The 14,907-nt window shown below is 63.0% G+C and carries 14 protein-coding genes; 9 read left to right on the forward strand and 5 right to left on the reverse strand.

What is annotated here, in order from left to right:
- Positions 1–54 precede the first annotated feature (54 nt).
- Entirely contained in the window at positions 55–1,668 is a 1,614-nt protein-coding gene (locus KUW18_RS13925) for an ABC transporter substrate-binding protein (RefSeq protein WP_222561677.1), read from the reverse strand.
- A gap of 194 nt (positions 1,669–1,862) precedes the next feature.
- On the opposite strand from KUW18_RS13925, the gene KUW18_RS13930 reads away from it, so the two are divergent.
- The 3 genes from KUW18_RS13930 (at position 1,863) to KUW18_RS13940 (ending at position 4,859) form a co-directional block, all read left to right on the forward strand.
- Positions 1,863–2,570, forward strand: coding sequence for a GntR family transcriptional regulator (locus KUW18_RS13930; RefSeq protein WP_308126708.1), 708 nt, complete (start codon positions 1,863–1,865; stop codon positions 2,568–2,570).
- 147 nt (positions 2,571–2,717) lie between these two features.
- Entirely contained in the window at positions 2,718–3,983 is a 1,266-nt protein-coding gene (locus KUW18_RS13935) for an ArgE/DapE family deacylase (protein ID WP_222561678.1), read from the forward strand.
- 192 nt (positions 3,984–4,175) lie between these two features.
- Positions 4,176–4,859, forward strand: coding sequence for a lysozyme (locus tag KUW18_RS13940; RefSeq protein WP_222561679.1), 684 nt, complete (start codon positions 4,176–4,178; stop codon positions 4,857–4,859).
- Between the two features lie 9 nt (positions 4,860–4,868).
- Here the strand turns inward: KUW18_RS13940 and KUW18_RS13945 are convergent, their stop codons facing one another.
- Together KUW18_RS13945 and KUW18_RS13950 are read right to left on the reverse strand one after the other, a co-directional pair.
- Entirely contained in the window at positions 4,869–5,498 is a 630-nt protein-coding gene (locus KUW18_RS13945) for a TetR/AcrR family transcriptional regulator (RefSeq protein WP_206938071.1), read from the reverse strand.
- An 82-nt stretch (positions 5,499–5,580) separates the two neighbouring features.
- A complete protein-coding gene (locus KUW18_RS13950) occupies positions 5,581–5,784 on the reverse strand; it encodes a hypothetical protein (RefSeq protein ID WP_222561680.1) in 204 nt (67 codons plus the stop codon).
- A 141-nt stretch (positions 5,785–5,925) separates the two neighbouring features.
- Here KUW18_RS13950 and KUW18_RS13955 point away from each other — a divergent pair, with 141 nt between their 5' ends.
- Complete coding sequence (locus KUW18_RS13955; RefSeq protein WP_222485675.1) at positions 5,926–7,044, forward strand: HlyD family secretion protein; 1,119 nt, start codon at positions 5,926–5,928, stop codon at positions 7,042–7,044.
- Positions 7,041–8,600, forward strand: coding sequence for a DHA2 family efflux MFS transporter permease subunit (locus KUW18_RS13960; RefSeq protein ID WP_224852023.1), 1,560 nt, complete (start codon positions 7,041–7,043; stop codon positions 8,598–8,600). Before KUW18_RS13955 ends, KUW18_RS13960 begins: the two co-directional genes overlap by 4 nt.
- 37 nt (positions 8,601–8,637) lie before the next feature.
- Here KUW18_RS13960 and KUW18_RS13965 read toward each other — a convergent pair whose 3' ends face one another.
- A complete protein-coding gene (locus KUW18_RS13965) occupies positions 8,638–9,105 on the reverse strand; it encodes a DUF3592 domain-containing protein (protein WP_222561681.1) in 468 nt (155 codons plus the stop codon).
- A 51-nt stretch (positions 9,106–9,156) separates the two neighbouring features.
- On the opposite strand from KUW18_RS13965, the gene KUW18_RS13970 reads away from it, so the two are divergent.
- Both KUW18_RS13970 and KUW18_RS13975 read left to right on the forward strand, forming a co-directional pair.
- Entirely contained in the window at positions 9,157–9,618 is a 462-nt protein-coding gene (locus KUW18_RS13970; protein WP_261396681.1) for a TerB family tellurite resistance protein, read from the forward strand.
- Positions 9,619–9,849: 231 nt separating this feature from the next.
- The gene (locus KUW18_RS13975) at positions 9,850–11,175 is read left to right on the forward strand and encodes an NAD(P)/FAD-dependent oxidoreductase (protein ID WP_222561682.1); all 1,326 of its coding nucleotides are present in this window, start codon (positions 9,850–9,852) and stop codon (positions 11,173–11,175) included.
- A gap of 179 nt (positions 11,176–11,354) precedes the next feature.
- Here KUW18_RS13975 and KUW18_RS13980 read toward each other — a convergent pair whose 3' ends face one another.
- Complete coding sequence (locus KUW18_RS13980) at positions 11,355–11,885, reverse strand: hypothetical protein (protein ID WP_315900671.1); 531 nt, start codon at positions 11,883–11,885, stop codon at positions 11,355–11,357.
- A gap of 302 nt (positions 11,886–12,187) precedes the next feature.
- On the opposite strand from KUW18_RS13980, the gene pyrC reads away from it, so the two are divergent.
- The gene (gene pyrC, locus KUW18_RS13985) at positions 12,188–13,228 is read left to right on the forward strand and encodes a dihydroorotase (protein ID WP_222561683.1); all 1,041 of its coding nucleotides are present in this window, start codon (positions 12,188–12,190) and stop codon (positions 13,226–13,228) included.
- Positions 13,229–13,744: 516 nt separating this feature from the next.
- The coding region (locus KUW18_RS13990; RefSeq protein WP_222561684.1) for a retention module-containing protein at positions 13,745–14,907 on the forward strand (1,163 nt) is incomplete at its 3' end.

Below are 14,907 nucleotides of genomic sequence, written 5' to 3' on the forward strand. Positions count from 1 at the left end.
CAACCACCGGGCCGACGAGCAGGTCGTCGGCCCGGTGGGGGTATCGATCGGCGATCAGTCGGCGATCCAGGCGTCCTTGAAACCGTCATTGACGCCCACCGCCGACGTCACCAGGTCATTGACATTGCAGCGGTAGATGGTGGGGAAGCCGAGCTCGAGCAGCCAGCCCAGGGGAGCGTCCTCCAGCAGGATGCGTTGCACTTCGTGGTAGAGGCGCTCGCGCTCGCTGTCCGGGTAGGCGGTGGCGGCACTGTTGAACAGCTCATCGACCTCGGGGTTCTGGTAGCCTTCCACGTTGTTCCAGGGCGAGCCTTTCTCGGCGTTGGTCGACAGGTAGGTGCGCGAGATTCCGAGCGCCGGATCGCCGTACTGATACAGGTAGGTGAAGGCCAGGTCGTAGTCGCGCTCGCCCAGGCGCTGGTTCCAGCCACCGACGTCGGTCGCCTCGGTGCGCACATTGATGCCGACTTCCTTGAGGTTTTGCTGCACGGCTTCGGCCCAGCGACTCCAGGTCTCGCCGTAGGGCATCGGCAGCAGGCGTACCTCTTCGCCGTCGTAGCCCATCTCGTCCAGCAGCTGCTCGGCCTTGTCGGGGTCGTAGGCGTAGCCTTCAAGATCTGGGTCGTTGAACTTGGCGTTGGAGCCGAAGGGACCTGCCGGTACCTGGCCGGTGCCATTCCACAGCACGTCACGGGCGAACTCGCGGTCCAGGGCGTACATCACTGCCTGACGGAAGCGCTTGTCGGCGGTCGGTCCTTCGCGGTTGTTCATCCACAGCATGGCGAAGGGACTGAAGTACTCGTGGCCCTTGTCCGTCACGCAGGTGTTGTCCATGGCGGTCAGCCGGGGCACGTCGAAGTTCTCTACCGTTCCGTAGGGCAGCACATCCACGGTGCCGTTCTCGTAGGCGACCGCACGGGAGGCGCCGTCGGGAATGATGTGCCAGTTGATCCCGTCCAGGTAGGGCAGGCCCTCTTCGTAGTAGTCGTCGAAGCGGGTGAGCTTGATCACGGTGCCACGGTCCCAGCTGTCGAACTGGAAGGGGCCGGTGCCGATGGGGTGATTGTTGGCGTCGTTATTGCGGAAGTCGGTGCCCGCGTAGATGTGCTCCGGCACCATGGTGAAGGTGCCTGCCTCGAAGGAGATCAGGAAGGGGCCGAAGGGTTTCTTCAGGGTGAACACCACGGTGTGCTCGTCGGTCGCCTCGATGCTCTCCACGTGCTCCAGCACGGCGCGGGCGCTGGGATTGAGCTCCCGGTGGAAGACGTCGGCAGAGAACACCACATCGTCTGCGGTGAAGGCCTCGCCGTCATGCCACTTGGCGTTTTCCTGCAGGTAGAAGGTGTAGGTCAGGCCGTCTTCGCTGACGTCCCAGCGTTTGGCCAGCTGCGGCATCGGCTCCATATCGGTGGAGTAGCGCAGCAACCCCTCGTAGATGTTCCCCGCCACGGTGCGCGTGGGCGCGTTCTGGATCATGCCCAGCACCAGGCCGGGGGGCTCCGGCTGAATAATGGTGTCGATGACACCACCGCGCTGGGGCTGTGCCGACGAGCTGTCGGTCGTGTCCTGGGCCAGTGCCGAGGAGGCGGGCAGGGTGGCGGCCAGTCCCAGAGACACCAGCGTCGAGGTGATGAGGGGAACGGCGAAGCGGCGAGACGTCGCAGACATGGGGCACCTTGTTAGCAGTTGTTATGAGCGATTGTTGTCAGTGGCTGTTCTAGAACCTAGCAGTGCTGATCCAAACTGTCGACAGTCGTCAATCGACTGTTGTTGATGGGCGACTCCGTGCATACTGGGTCGGTACGGTACCCGCTGTGCCAGCTTCCTGGGCCAAGGCCCACGCTTCAACGCAAAGGATGACCATGCCTTCAGATGCCTACCCCGCCCCCTTCGTGATTCAACGCAACCTGGTGGATCAGGTGGTGGATTACCTGACCGAGTCGATTCTGGCGGCGCGCTTTGCGCCGGGGGAGCGACTGTCAGAAGCCGGACTGGCCAGCGAGCTGGGCATCAGTCGTGCGCCGGTGCGCGAGGCCGCCAGGTTGCTGGAAAGCCGCGGGTTGCTGGTGTCACGGCCACGACGTGGCTTCTTTGTGCGTAGTCTGGATGTGGCGGAGCTCAACGATGTCTTCGACCTGCGCATCGGTCTTGAGCGACACGCTTTCGAGCGGGTGATGCTGCGTTTTGATGAGGACATCGAGCAGAGCCTCAAGCAGCAGATCGAACGATTGTGTGACGTCGCCTCGGGTCACGATGAGAGTGCCAAGATCGAGGAAGATATTGCCTTTCACCGGCGAGTTTTCGAGCTTGCCGGCAACCCCCGCCTGCTGCGTGCCTTTGACGACCTTAGCTTCGAGCTGCGGCTGTGTATCACGCTGATCACTCGCACGCACGACACCCCGGAGAGCATCGCGGCGTCGCACTGGCGTCTGCTGGATGCCCTGCGCAGTGGCGACCCGGAGCGTTGCCGCGAAGAGGTCGACTATCACATTGGTGTGGCGCGTGATTCCGTGATCGAGCGCCTCGCCGACGGCCACAGCAGCGTCAACCACTCAAACAACCACCAGTGAGATTGATGTAGATCAATCCCTGCTAATTCCGCGGTTCCACAGGCTTGTGTCCATCCTGCACGAAAGTGCATAACTGGTGTGCGAGATGGATCATCGGCACCGGCCTGGCCGCTTCGACACTCATCTCAACCTTGGATACTTCCGCCAATGACAACGCCCCTATTGTCTACTGAGGCGCTGGACGCCAACGAGCAGCGGCTGCTCGATGTGTGTGACGAACTGATGCCCGACACCTTGGCCCTGACGTCGGATCTGGTGCGCGAATACAGCGTGCTGGGGGCTGAAACCGGTGTCTTGCAGGTGATGGAACAGCACCTGCTGGGCATGGGCCTGACGGTGGAGCGGGTGCCGCTGCCGGATTCTCCGCCAGGCGCTGCTGACGATCGCTACAACCTGGTGTCGGTGATCAACGGTACGTCTCAGCGGCCGCACCTGATCTTCAACGGGCATCTGGACGTGGTCCCCGCGGAGCCTGTGTCGATGTGGACTAGGTCGCCGTGGGAGCCGTGGCAGCAGGATGGCTGGCTCTACGGACGCGGCGCCGGTGACATGAAGGCGGGCATTGCCGCCATGGTCACCGCGGTGACCGCCATGCAGCGGGCAGGATTCGATATCCGCTTTCCGCTCACGCTGCAGGCGGTCATCGAGGAAGAGTGTACCGGTCACGGGGCGCTGGCCTGCCTGGCGCGGGATGGACGGGGGGATTTCGCCCTGATTCCAGAACCCTTTGGCGCCACGCTGACCACCGCCCAGGTCGGGACCCTGTGGTTCAAGGTGACGCTGGAAGGGGTGCCGGCCCACGTGCTGGACACCTCTGCGGGCAGTAATGCGATCGAGGCCATCCAGGCGGTGATCGCGCCGCTCAAGGCGCTGGAAGCCGAGCTGAATGCCGGGCGCGCGGCACCCTATGACGCCGTCGAGCACCCGTTCAACTTGAACATTGGCCGCATCGAAGGCGGCAACTGGGCCTCCAGCGTGCCCTGTCATGCCACCCTGGAAGGGCGTATCGGTTTTCCGCCGGGGGTGGCAGCGGAGGAGATCATGGACAAGGTGCGCCAGTGCGTCGACGCCGCGCGAGAGGGCATGGGGTCTGGGATTTCGGCACCGGAGGTCAGTTTTCACGGGTTCCGCTCCGAGGGGCACCAGGTCAACCTGGATCATCCGGGCGTGGCGCTGCTGGCGGACTGTCATCGGGCCCTGACCGGTGAAGCATTGCCGTCGGTGGCATTGACCTGCACCACCGACCTGAGAGCGTTGAACCGCCATGGTATCTCTGGCACGTGCTATGGCCCCGTGGCCGAGCGCATCCATGGCGTGGATGAGCGGGTGGAGATTGCGTCCATTCGTCATACCCTGCGGGCCTATGCCTTGTTCCTGTATCGCTGGGGGCAAGCGGCCGATGGCGTTGCCTAGCCGAGATCCGTCCACCTGAGATCTCGCTGCGCGCACGTTCCTGCCGAGGCCAGTGGGGTTGATCTGGGGCGGGCACCGGACATATCGGCGCCGTGCCGTTACATAACCTTGTCCTGAGTCGGGATGGCTGACGTCGTTGACTGTCACCCTGCGGGACATGGCTTCACGGAATGAAGTGCGCAGGAGGATGCCATGGTCACCCAGGCAGGGAGTAGTGAAGGGCGCGGGCAAAAGGACGTCGCCTACACCGGTCGCCACGATGAGGCCGGTAGTGATGACAAGGAGGGCAGCCGTAGCTGGCCGCTATCGCTATATGACGAGCTGGCGGCGTACATTCAGCCGCCCCCCAGCAGGCTGAGCCCGCGTGGCCGGCGATGGTTGATCGACGCGGAAGGCTGCCGCCTGTTGCCCTATCACGACCTCACCGGTGAGACGATCGATGAGTGGCAGCCCGGCGCCACCATTGGCGTCGGCCACCTGATCGAGGAGGGGCAGTGGTCTCGGTTTGCTCGGGGGATCGACCTGAACTGGGCGGATTCGCTGCTGCGTCGAGATCTCCAGGACATCGAGCAGGGCGTGCTGGCGCGGCTGGAAGCGTGTCGCCCCTGGGTCGGGGCGTCGGGGCTCGGGCAGCATCAGTTCGATGCCATGGTGCTGCTGGCGTTCAATATTGGCGTGGGCGCTTTTAGCCGCTCCTCCCTGGCCAGCATGCTATGTGATCCCACTGTGGAGACGCCCTATGCCACGCTTGAAGACGCCTGGCTTGCGTGGAATCGAGCAGGTGGTCAGGTGCTGGCTGGCCTCAAGCGTCGACGTGCCGGCGAATGGAAGATCTTCAGCGCCGCGGATTATGGACCGGCCATCGGTAACGATTGACCCCGGGACTTACTGCCCGCCGAGCCCGCCGAGGAACAGCTGGGTGCACAGGCGAGCGCGCTCGTCCCTGGCCTGGGCATCGAGCTGGGGCGGGCGACCCACCAGGGAGTCGAGCATCCACTCGCCCAGTACCATGCCGGTAAAGATACCGGCGGCGGCGCGCGGGTCCTTGACCGTCAGTCGACCTCGCTGATGCTGGGCGTTGAGGTAGTCGGCCAGTTCGCGGCGGGTGCGGTCGGGGCCGTGGTCGAGAAACAGTGCGCCAAGATCCGGGGCGCGTTCGGCCTCGGCAGCGATGCCACGAATCAGGCGGATGTTGGCGGCGGGCAGGGCCAGGTCCATGAGGTCTCGGGCGAGTTCCGTCAGCACCTCTTCCGGCGGTCGCTCCCCGGCCTGACCCAGGCGACTCCACACGCTGGAGGCCTGGGCCTCCATCGACGCCACGAACAACCCTTCCTTGTTGCCGAACAGCTTGTAGAGCGTGCTCAGCGACCCTCCCGCTCGGGCCACGATATCGTTGACGCTGGCACCGGCGTATCCCTTTTCGAGAAAGACCTCCCTGGCGGCTGCCAGCAGGCGCTGTCTGCGGGCTTCTCCTCGGGGGGTAAAGCCCTGATGGGCTGAGTCGTTGGCCGACATCTGCTCGTCCTCTTGCTGATGGTCCCCCGCCGTCCGATGGCTGGGTTCTGCTTACGTTACCTGCTTGCCTATACCTGCTGACTTACACCGGCGTACTGATATCCGCTTCATTGCCCCGCTTCCTTTCCCCGTTTCGTGCTGCGGTACAAGCCCCGGTGTTGCGGACCTCGCCCATGTTGCTGCTGTTGTTGATGTTACCGATGCCGATGCTGGCGAATGGCCCAGCCACCGCAGACAGCAGCGGGGTGATCGACGCAAAAAGCACCGCGACGTAAAAGTGTAGCATGCGCTACACTAATGCGGTTCATGAATTTGCGCTGTCCAGGGCCGCGCCTTGCTGCCCCCTCCCGGTGCTTCGATGACGAAGCGCGTGGGTCGACACAGGCGGCAACCAGACAAGCGTAAGACAAGGTACGTGGGGGACGAGATGACGCGTGGCAAGAAGGCAATCGTGGCACTGGCCGGGCTGATGGCCTTGGTGGCGCTGATCTGGTGGGGCAAGAGCTGGTGGTCGACGGGCCGTTACCTGGAAGAGACGGATAATGCCTATGTGCATGCGGATGCGGTCAGTCTGCGCGCTGAACTATCGGCGTTGATCCGGGAATTGCCGGTGATGGATAACCAGCAGGTGCGCGCTGGTGATGTTCTGGTGAAGCTGGATGACACCGACGTCAAGCAGCAGCTGGCCCAGGCCCTGGCGGACCAGCAGGTGGCTCGTTCCCAGCAGGTCCAGGCCAGCCGACAGATCGAACGACAGCGTGCGGCCATCGAAGAGGCGCAGGCCCAGGTGGTTTCTGCCGAGGCGCAGCATGCTCAGGCGCTTCGTCATCTGGAGCGCTCGCGCTCGCTGGCGTCACGCCAGTACGCCTCGGAGCAGCAACAGCAGGACGATGAAGCCAGCGTCAACGTGGCCGCGGCTACCCTGGCGGCACGCCGGGCGGCACTGACCTCGGCCCAGCGACAGCTGGACGTTGCGCTGGCCGACGAACAGGCGGCGCAGGCGCGTGTCGTATCCGCACAGGCGGCAGTGGAGGTCGCCCGACACCAGCTGTCAAAGGCGACGTTGCGGGCCCCGCGCGATGGCGTTGTCGGTGCCATCACCGCGGAGGTCGGGGATCTGGCGCAGCCCTCGCTGACGCTGATGCACCTGGTGCCGGTCGAGTCGGCCTACGTGGTGGCGAACTTCAAGGAGACCCAGACGGAGCGCATGCGCATTGGTCAGCCGGTGCGACTGGCGGTCGATGCCTATCCCCAGGTGCATTTCGAGGGGGTGGTCGACAGCCTGGCGCCAGCGACGGGGTCCCAGTTCAGTCTGCTGCCCCAGGACAATGCCACCGGCAACTTCAACAAGATCGTGCAGCGGGTGCCGGTCAAGATTCGACTGACCGGGCCTGAGCAGGCACTGGGAGTACTGCGTGCGGGGCTGTCTGTGGTGCCTGAAGTCGACACCCGCTCCCTGGACGGTGACCCCCTGGGCGCGCGGCACCAGGCCGAGCGTGAGCAGACGCCGCCGGTAGCGGCGACGCTGGCAGGGCCAGGCGCGTGAGTCAGTCCCCAGCGCTTGCCTCCGCGGCGCCTTCGGGCGCCGATGAACTTCCCCCCTGGCCTCAGCGTATTGGCTTTATTGCAGCGGTATTCGGCATGTTCATGGCGATTCTGGATATCCAGATCGTGGCCAGCTCGCTGAACGAGATTCAAGCCGGCGTTGCCGCCAGCAGTGAGGAGATCTCCTGGGTCCAGACGTCCTACCTGATCGCCGAGATCATCATGATTCCGCTGTCCGGGATGCTGACCCGGATTCTCTCGACGCGGGTGGCCTTTGTGCTGTCCAGCGTCGGCTTCACCCTGGCAAGCCTGGGATGCGCCCTGGCGACCAGCATCGAACAGCTGGTCATCTTGCGGGCACTGCAGGGCTTTCTTGGCGGGGCGATGATCCCGATCACTCACGCCATCAGCTTCTCGATCTTTCCGCGTCGGATGATGGGCGCCGTTCAGGCCGTGATCGGCATGGTGGTGACCATGGCGCCGTCGGTGGGTCCCACGGTGGGGGGCTACATCACCGAGATCGCCAGTTGGCATTGGCTGTTTCTGGCTAACGTGATTCCAGGTGTGCTGGTCAGTTGGGCGGCGTGGCGATTCTTGGATATCGACAAGGGCGACCGCAGCGCGGCCAGGCGTCTGGACGTGCTGGGGCTGGCGCTGATGGCGGTGTTTCTGGGGTGCCTTGAGTACGTGCTGGAAGAGGGCCCCGGGGATGACTGGTTCGATGATCACCTGATCCTGATGCTCTCGCTGACCTGCGGCCTGGCCGCCATCGGCTTCTTTGTGCGCACGCTGCGTCATCGGTATCCGATTGTGGGCCTGCACGCGTTCGCCAACCGCAACTTTGCGCTGGGCGCCGGCCAGGGATTTGTGATCGGCATCGCCCTGTACGGGCTGGTCTATCTGATGCCGCTGTTTTTTGGCTATGTGCGCGGATTTTCCAGCCTGCAGATCGGTCAGGTCATGTTCGTGACCGGGGTGGCGATGTTCTTCACCGCACCCGTGGCCGGTCGGCTGTCCGGCAGCGTTGACCTGCGCGTGCTGATGTTTGTGGGCTTTGTGCTGGTGGGGGTGGGCTCGATCATGAACGCCTGCCTGACGTCAGAGTCCGGGTTCGAGCAGTTCTTCTGGCCGCAGATCGTGCGCGGGGTGGGGCTGATCCTGTGCATCATTCCGGCCTCGCGCATTGCGCTGGGGACCTTGCCGCGTGAAGAGGTGGGCAACGCCAGCGGGCTGTTCAACGTCATGCGCAACCTTGGTGGGGCGGTCGGTCTGGCGCTGATGGACACCGTTCGCGACATCCGCGAGGACTATCATTGGAGCCAGCTGATCGGTGCAGTAAATGAGGGGCGTGGTGTCGTGCTTGAGCGGTTGCAGGGATACGAGAGCTTGCTGGCCGGTCATGTGGCGGATCCGCAGCAGAGCGCGCTGGCGCTGGTCGGGCAGACGGTGGCGCGTGAAGCCCAGGTACTGGCGTTCAATGACATCTTCTTGTGGCTGGGTGCCCTCTACCTGCTTTGCGCGCCGGTGGTCCTGCTGGTTCGGCGGCCAGAAGCCTGAGCCGCCACTTGCGATCATTGCCTGGGACTTGCCAGGGTCAGGTCTTGGTCGTGTAAAGCGCGAAGGCGCCTAGGCTTGCCATCAGCAGGAATCCCGCCAGGCCCAGGCGTCCCCAGGGCAGGCTGGCCGTGCCCAGGTGGATGATGGTCGGGTCTCTAGGCGAGTAGCGCACCGTTATCTGACTGCCGACGGGGTAGGCGGCCAGATAGGCCTCGGCGTCCTCGCGGCGTTCGAAGGAGGGAACGCCATCAAAGCCACTGTTGTCGGAAGTGACAAGGCGACCCTCGAGTCGGCCTTCGACGGCCACGCGTGCCAGATATCGCTTGGCCTGTTCATCCCGCTCGCGCTGATGGCGCTGTGCTTCGGCCAGTCTGACGCCGGTGTCGGTGACGGTGACCTGGGCGCTGGGCCAGCGGTTGACGTCCCGCACCTTCCAGGCCCCGACGCCTGCAACAATGGCGCCAATCAGGGCAGCGAGTGACACGATCAGCAGCGGATGAGGCATGGCGGTATCCTGCTAAGACATTGAGATGGTGGTAAAGGCAAGGAGATAACGATGACGATGATGGCCTCCCTGAGGAATTGGATCAACGATGTGGCGCAGCCGGAACACGCCCAGACAGACGTCGACCTGTCCTTGGCCACGGCGGTTCTGCTGTGTGAGGTGGTGCGGGCAGACTATCGCATGGATGACAGCGAGATCGCGCTGATGCGCGAGCAGCTGCAGCAGCGCTTCGAGCTGGACCCGGCAGCGTTGGACGAGCTGATGTCGTTGGCCCGCCAGGAGGCGGAAACGGCCGTTGACCATCACCGTTTTGTGCGTGAGCTGAGAGACCGAACCGGGTATCAGGAGCGGGTCGCCTTGGTGCAGCAGATGTGGGCGCTGGCCTTTGCCGATGGAGAGAAGGATGCCCTGGAAGAGCATCGCATCCGTGCCCTGGCCGAGTTGCTGCATGTCAGCCACGGCGATTTTGTGCGTACCCGTATCGCCGAGGAAAATCGCGCCGCGGCGCGGTGATCAACGGACGGGCGCCTGCATCAACCGAACCTGAGCAGCGACGGCGTGGATAAGCTCAAGCGCGCTTGGTCTTTTGCTTTCAGGGTCTTTCGTTCACAAGTCTGTCGTTTACAGGTCTGTCGCTCGCAGGGTCTGTCGATCGCGTTATCGTCAGTCGGTGAAACTATAGTGGGTGAGACTGGCTTTCCTGACAGGTACACTGGATCATCCTGTTGAACGCTGCCAGGGATAGTGAAGTTTTCTGATTCAGCCAGTGCGAGTCGAGACAAGGAGACGCAGATGTCGCGCAAGATGGTGGTAGTGGGTGCTGGGATGGTGGGCGTGTCCGTTGCTTGGCATCTGAGTCAGCGAGGTCATCAGGTGACCCTGGTGGACCGTCGCGAGCCGGGGCGTGAGACGTCCTATGGCAATGCCGGCATCATCCAGCGCGAGGCGGTTCGGCCCTATGCGTTTCCTCGCGACCTCGGCACGCTGCTGCGGGTGGCTCCGAATCGGCAGATCGATATCCGCTACCGCCCAGGTGCGATGATGGCCAACGCGGGTACCTTGTTGAAGTACTGGCAGCACTCAGCGCCGGCGCGGTATGAGCGAATTGTGCATGAGTATGCGTCCTTGATTTCAGGCTGTATCGACGCCCATGCCGCCATGATTGCGGCATCTGGCGCTGAGGAGTTGATTCGTCGCGACGGTTGGCTGGAGGTGTATCGCAGCGAGGCCGAACTGACGGCTCGGTATGCCCAGGCTCAGGCCGATGCGCAGCGCTTCGGGATTCGCTTCAAGCGACTCGACAGAGCGGAGCTTGCCCAGCTGGAACCCGGCCTGGCGAGCGGCGCTGGCAACGACAGCGGCAAGCGGCTGGCCGGGGCCATTCACTGGCTGGACCCCTGGACGGTGGCCAGTCCGGGGGATCTGGTCGCTGCTTACGCACGGGCCTTTGTCGAGTCCGGGGGCGAGATCGTGCAGGCCAATGTGGACGCCGTGGAGCGCACTGGCCAAGCCTGGCGGGTGTCACTGGGTGGCGGTGCAGTCAGCCGCCAGCTGGACGCTGACGGTCTGGTCATGGCGCTGGGGCCTTGGACGCAGGAGTGGATGACGGCCTTGGGCTTGAGGATTCCGCTGTTCGTCAAGCGCGGTTACCACATGCACTATGCCCAGCCCGACGAGCGGGCGCTCGGTCACTGGGTCATGGACGCTGAGGTCGGCTATCTGCTGGCGCCGATGCGCCAGGGCGTGCGCTTGACCACCGGGGCAGAGCTGGAGCGGCTGGAGGCGCCGGCGCACCTTGACCAGCTGGAGGCGGCGGAGCGCAAGGCGAGGGAACTCTTCCCGCTGGGACAACGGCTGGAGTCCACGCCCTGGAAGGGTGCCAGGCCCTGCACGCCAGACATGAAGCCAGTGATTGGCCCGGTGCTGGGACAGGATGGCCTGTGGCTGGCCTGTGGTCATGGGCATCAGGGCTTCACGCTGGGCCCTGTCACCGGCAAGCTGCTGACCCAGCTGATCGAAGGAGAGGCGGCGGATATCGACATGACGCCCTTCAGGGTCGATCGTTTCTGACACGCTGTCCTGTTCAGAATGCAAAAGGGCCACGATGTCCGTGGCCCTGTTTTCTTCTTACCGTTTCCTTCTCACCGCTTCCTTCTCACCGCTTTCCGTTCTTACGTCTTTGGCTCTCGCTTTCCGGGCAAAGCCCACAAGGGCTGCGTGAGGTGGCGTTGTCATGGTGAGCGGCGGGTTCAGGTGTTGTCTTTCTGCGGTTCGGTGGCTGTTGATTCGCCGGAAGTGGGGGGCAGTGCGCTGGCGCTTGCAGCGCTCACGTCAGAGTTGCTGTCAGCGTCGTCATCGCTGCGCTCTCCGCGGCGTTCAGCGATGGACCTGGCCAGCAGTTTCATCAGCAGGGTGACGAGAAAGACCAACCAGCTGGCGGTGGCCAGGACGTTGAACAGCAGCATTTTCTGCGCGCCGCTCAAGGGCGTGATCAGGTGATCTATGACGATGGCAAACAGAAATGCCAGGTTCAGCGGTAGCGCCAGAATATGCATCCACATCTCGGTGCGCCGCTTGCGCACGTGATAGCGGCTCAGCATGACGCGCACCGGGCGATGCACAAAGCTCAGCAGGATCATGGTGCCCAGTATCAGCAGGGCAGCCAGTGCCGGCTCGGCGCTATCGATATGCAGTGATACGCTGATCGACCAATACAGCATCAACCACATCAGTCCCGCCAGGGTGGCGACCAGGTCGGCGTAGTGACGTACCTTGGGCATTGAGCTCTCGCTAGGGCTAGTCGGTAAAAACGGGGCGCAGGGGGTTCCTGGGTGACAGGCGAGGCCTATTGATTGGCCCTCAATGCCTCGTTCACTCTCCATGGCCATCTGGATGGCCACTGCCTTGTTCCGCGTCTTGTGTCGGCCTGTCCTGCCGGCGCCTTTCGCCTGTCAGGATAGTGCTCGCAGGAGACACTTGCGCATGATACGCGAAATATCGTGCTTTTGTGGCGATGAGCGGAGGTCGATCGCTTTGCGGTATACTGCGCCCGACCTTGAACCACTCGATGACAGGACAACAAGTGACTTCCATTACCTTGACCCGCCCGGATGACTGGCACCTTCACCTGCGCGATGGCGTCGCGCTTGAGTCAGTGGTAGCGGACACCGCGCGCCAAATGGGGCGTGCCATCATCATGCCCAACCTCAAGCCGCCGGTGACAGTGCTGGAGCAGGCGCTGGCCTACCGCGAGCGTATTCTGGCGGCGTTGCCGCAAGGTAGCCAGTTCGAGCCGCTGATGACGCTGTATCTGACCGACCGCACCACGGCGGAAGATATCGAGCAGGCCTGGGCTAGCGGCAAGGTACAGGCGGTCAAGCTGTATCCGGCGGGAGCCACCACCAATTCTGATTCCGGTGTGACCGATCTGAAGCATTGCGACGAAGCGGTGGCCACCATGGCTCGTCTGGGCATGCCGCTACTGGTGCATGGCGAGGTGACAGATCACGAGATCGATATCTTTGACCGGGAGAAGGTCTTTATCGACCGGGTGATGAAGCCGCTGCTGTCACGCCACCCTGAGCTCAAGGTGGTGTTTGAGCACATTACTACAGCCGATGCGGCGAGCTTTGTGGCCCAGGCCCCGGCCAATGTGGGGGCAACCATCACCGCCCATCACTTGCTGTATAACCGCAACCACATGCTGGTGGGCGGGATTCGTCCTCACTATTACTGCCTGCCGATTCTCAAGCGTGAGCGTCACCGTGAGGCATTGATCGAGGCAGCGACTTCTGGCGACACCAGCTTCTTCCTGGGCACCGATAGCGCTCCTCACGCTCGCCACGACAAGGAGAGCGACTGCGGTTGCGCCGGCGCTTACACAGCGTTGACCGCGATCGAGCTGTACGCGACGGCATTCGAGCAGGCCGGTGCGCTTGACCGCCTCGAGGGTTTTGCCAGTCACCACGGCCCGGATTTTTATGGGCTGCCACGCAACGCAGATCGCATTACCCTGGACAAGACCGAGTGGCAGGTGCCTGCCGAGCTGCCCTTCGGCGCAGGGACGAGCCTGGTGCCGCTGCGTGCCGGCGAAACCCTTGGATGGAAGATGCGGGAGCAGTGATCCTCTCGCTGTCGTTGGCCTGGTGCTGGCGATGACGTGATCAGAAAACGACTGAACGCGCGGTACATCGCGTGGTTTGGCCAAAATGGCGCGCCCCCAGGGGCGCGTTTTTTTATGCGCACAGATTTCTCGCTAAGGCCTGGCATTCGAGCCGAAACCGTATCACGAGACATAAATTGTTGTACGTGGTGCGCTGCGTTGTACACGAAAAATGCAGGAGGCGACATCGCTGACGGTGTGGCAAGCCAACAAGCTAGTACCAGAGGTCGGGGGAGTTTTTGCGCGGTCTGGCTTTTCTCATAACGCGGATATTTTTGTAAGCACGCTAATAGGCGTGAAAAAGCAATAGCATAGGAGGAGAAAAAGGGGAAGACGGGGTGGTGGAGAAAAAGAGGTAGCTCATTGTCCTCTGGTACAGTATTGAGATATCTCGTGCGCATGTAATGTCGTATCTGCACAGCTGTGTGCGTGCGCCAAAAATTATACAGCCCCCAAATGCTATAGAGAGACGCCCCTATGATCATTGCCACCGTTGTTCAGCTTGTTGGTCAAGCTTGGGCCCGTGACGCAGAAGGTAACCTGAGAGCCCTGGCAGAGGGTGACCAGCTTCGCGAGGGCGAGGTGGTGATTACCGGCAATGGGGCGCGCGTCAGGCTCGAACAGGTGGACGGTGCGCCCCTGGTCGAGATGGAGAGCAATGCTCAGATTCTGCTGACTCAGGATATCGCTGAAGGCAGTGGCGAAGGCGAGCAAGCGCTGGTACTCGAGGACCCTGACGTCGCCAGGGTGCTGGCGCTGCTGGAAGAAAGCGATGGGGATCTGCTGGATATCCTGGAAGCGCCGGCTGCGGGGGCTGCTGGTGGCGCTGGGGTTGAAGGCGGGCATGATTTCGTGCGTCTGCTGCGTATTGTTGAGGAAGTGACGCCGCTGTCTTTCGAGTATGGCTACCAGCGAGTAGACGACGAGCTTCCTCAGCAGGAGGGCGGCGGTTCAGACGACGTTGATGAACCAGTCACGTTGACAGGCTTGGACGGTCCGCAGGGGGGCACTGGCGGTGCCGTGGGCACTGGCGGCGCAGCCGTGGGCTTTGCATCCGCTGAGCAGACCGTCAGCGAGTCCGGGCTTGCCTCAGGTAGCTCGCCCGCTACCGGCAGTATCGTCAGTGGCAGCTTTGGGGTCAGTGCGCCCGACGGTTTGACCTCCATTACGGTGGGCTCCAGTGGTCCGATCAGCCTGGACCGGCTGAATGGACTTGCCGGTAATCCGCTGGTTATCAATACCCCTCATGGCACCCTGACGCTGACCGGTTATACCGGAGGTGCCACGGGTGGCACCGTCAGCTATACCTTCGAGCTCACCACGCCGGTCGATAATGACAGCGCGGATGGTGCCACCGGTGACGGCCTTGTAGAGAGCATCGTGATCACTGCCACGGATACCGATGGCAGCACCACCAGCGGCTTTCTCGATATCGCGATTCTCGATGATGCCCCTCAGGCCTTCGACGATACCGCCGAGATCCAGGAAGACACCCCGATCACCTACAACGTGCTGGCTAATGACGTTGAAGGCGCGGACGGTGCAACACTCACCACTGCGACGTTGCGTGACCCGAGTCAGGGCAGCGTATCGATCAATGCCGCGGGGGATGTGACCTTTACCCCGGCGCCGGGCTTCGA

Source organism: Halomonas sp. DP5Y7-2 (genome assembly GCF_019802025.1).
Taxonomy (GTDB): Bacteria; Pseudomonadota; Gammaproteobacteria; order Pseudomonadales; family Halomonadaceae; genus Halomonas; species Halomonas litopenaei_A.

Coding starts and splice junctions, on each gene's coding strand:
- KUW18_RS13925 (WP_222561677.1), bottom strand. CDS start 1,668: ATGTCTGCGACGTCTCGCCGCTTCGCCGTTCCCCTCATCACCTCGACG.
- KUW18_RS13930 (WP_308126708.1), top strand. CDS start 1,863: ATGCCTTCAGATGCCTACCCCGCCCCCTTCGTGATTCAACGCAACCTG.
- KUW18_RS13935 (WP_222561678.1), top strand. CDS start 2,718: ATGACAACGCCCCTATTGTCTACTGAGGCGCTGGACGCCAACGAGCAG.
- KUW18_RS13940 (WP_222561679.1), top strand. CDS start 4,176: ATGGTCACCCAGGCAGGGAGTAGTGAAGGGCGCGGGCAAAAGGACGTC.
- KUW18_RS13945 (WP_206938071.1), bottom strand. CDS start 5,498: ATGTCGGCCAACGACTCAGCCCATCAGGGCTTTACCCCCCGAGGAGAA.
- KUW18_RS13950 (WP_222561680.1), bottom strand. CDS start 5,784: ATGCTACACTTTTACGTCGCGGTGCTTTTTGCGTCGATCACCCCGCTG.
- KUW18_RS13955 (WP_222485675.1), top strand. CDS start 5,926: ATGACGCGTGGCAAGAAGGCAATCGTGGCACTGGCCGGGCTGATGGCC.
- KUW18_RS13965 (WP_222561681.1), bottom strand. CDS start 9,105: ATGCCTCATCCGCTGCTGATCGTGTCACTCGCTGCCCTGATTGGCGCC.
- KUW18_RS13970 (WP_261396681.1), top strand. CDS start 9,157: ATGACGATGATGGCCTCCCTGAGGAATTGGATCAACGATGTGGCGCAG.
- KUW18_RS13980 (WP_315900671.1), bottom strand. CDS start 11,885: ATGCCCAAGGTACGTCACTACGCCGACCTGGTCGCCACCCTGGCGGGA.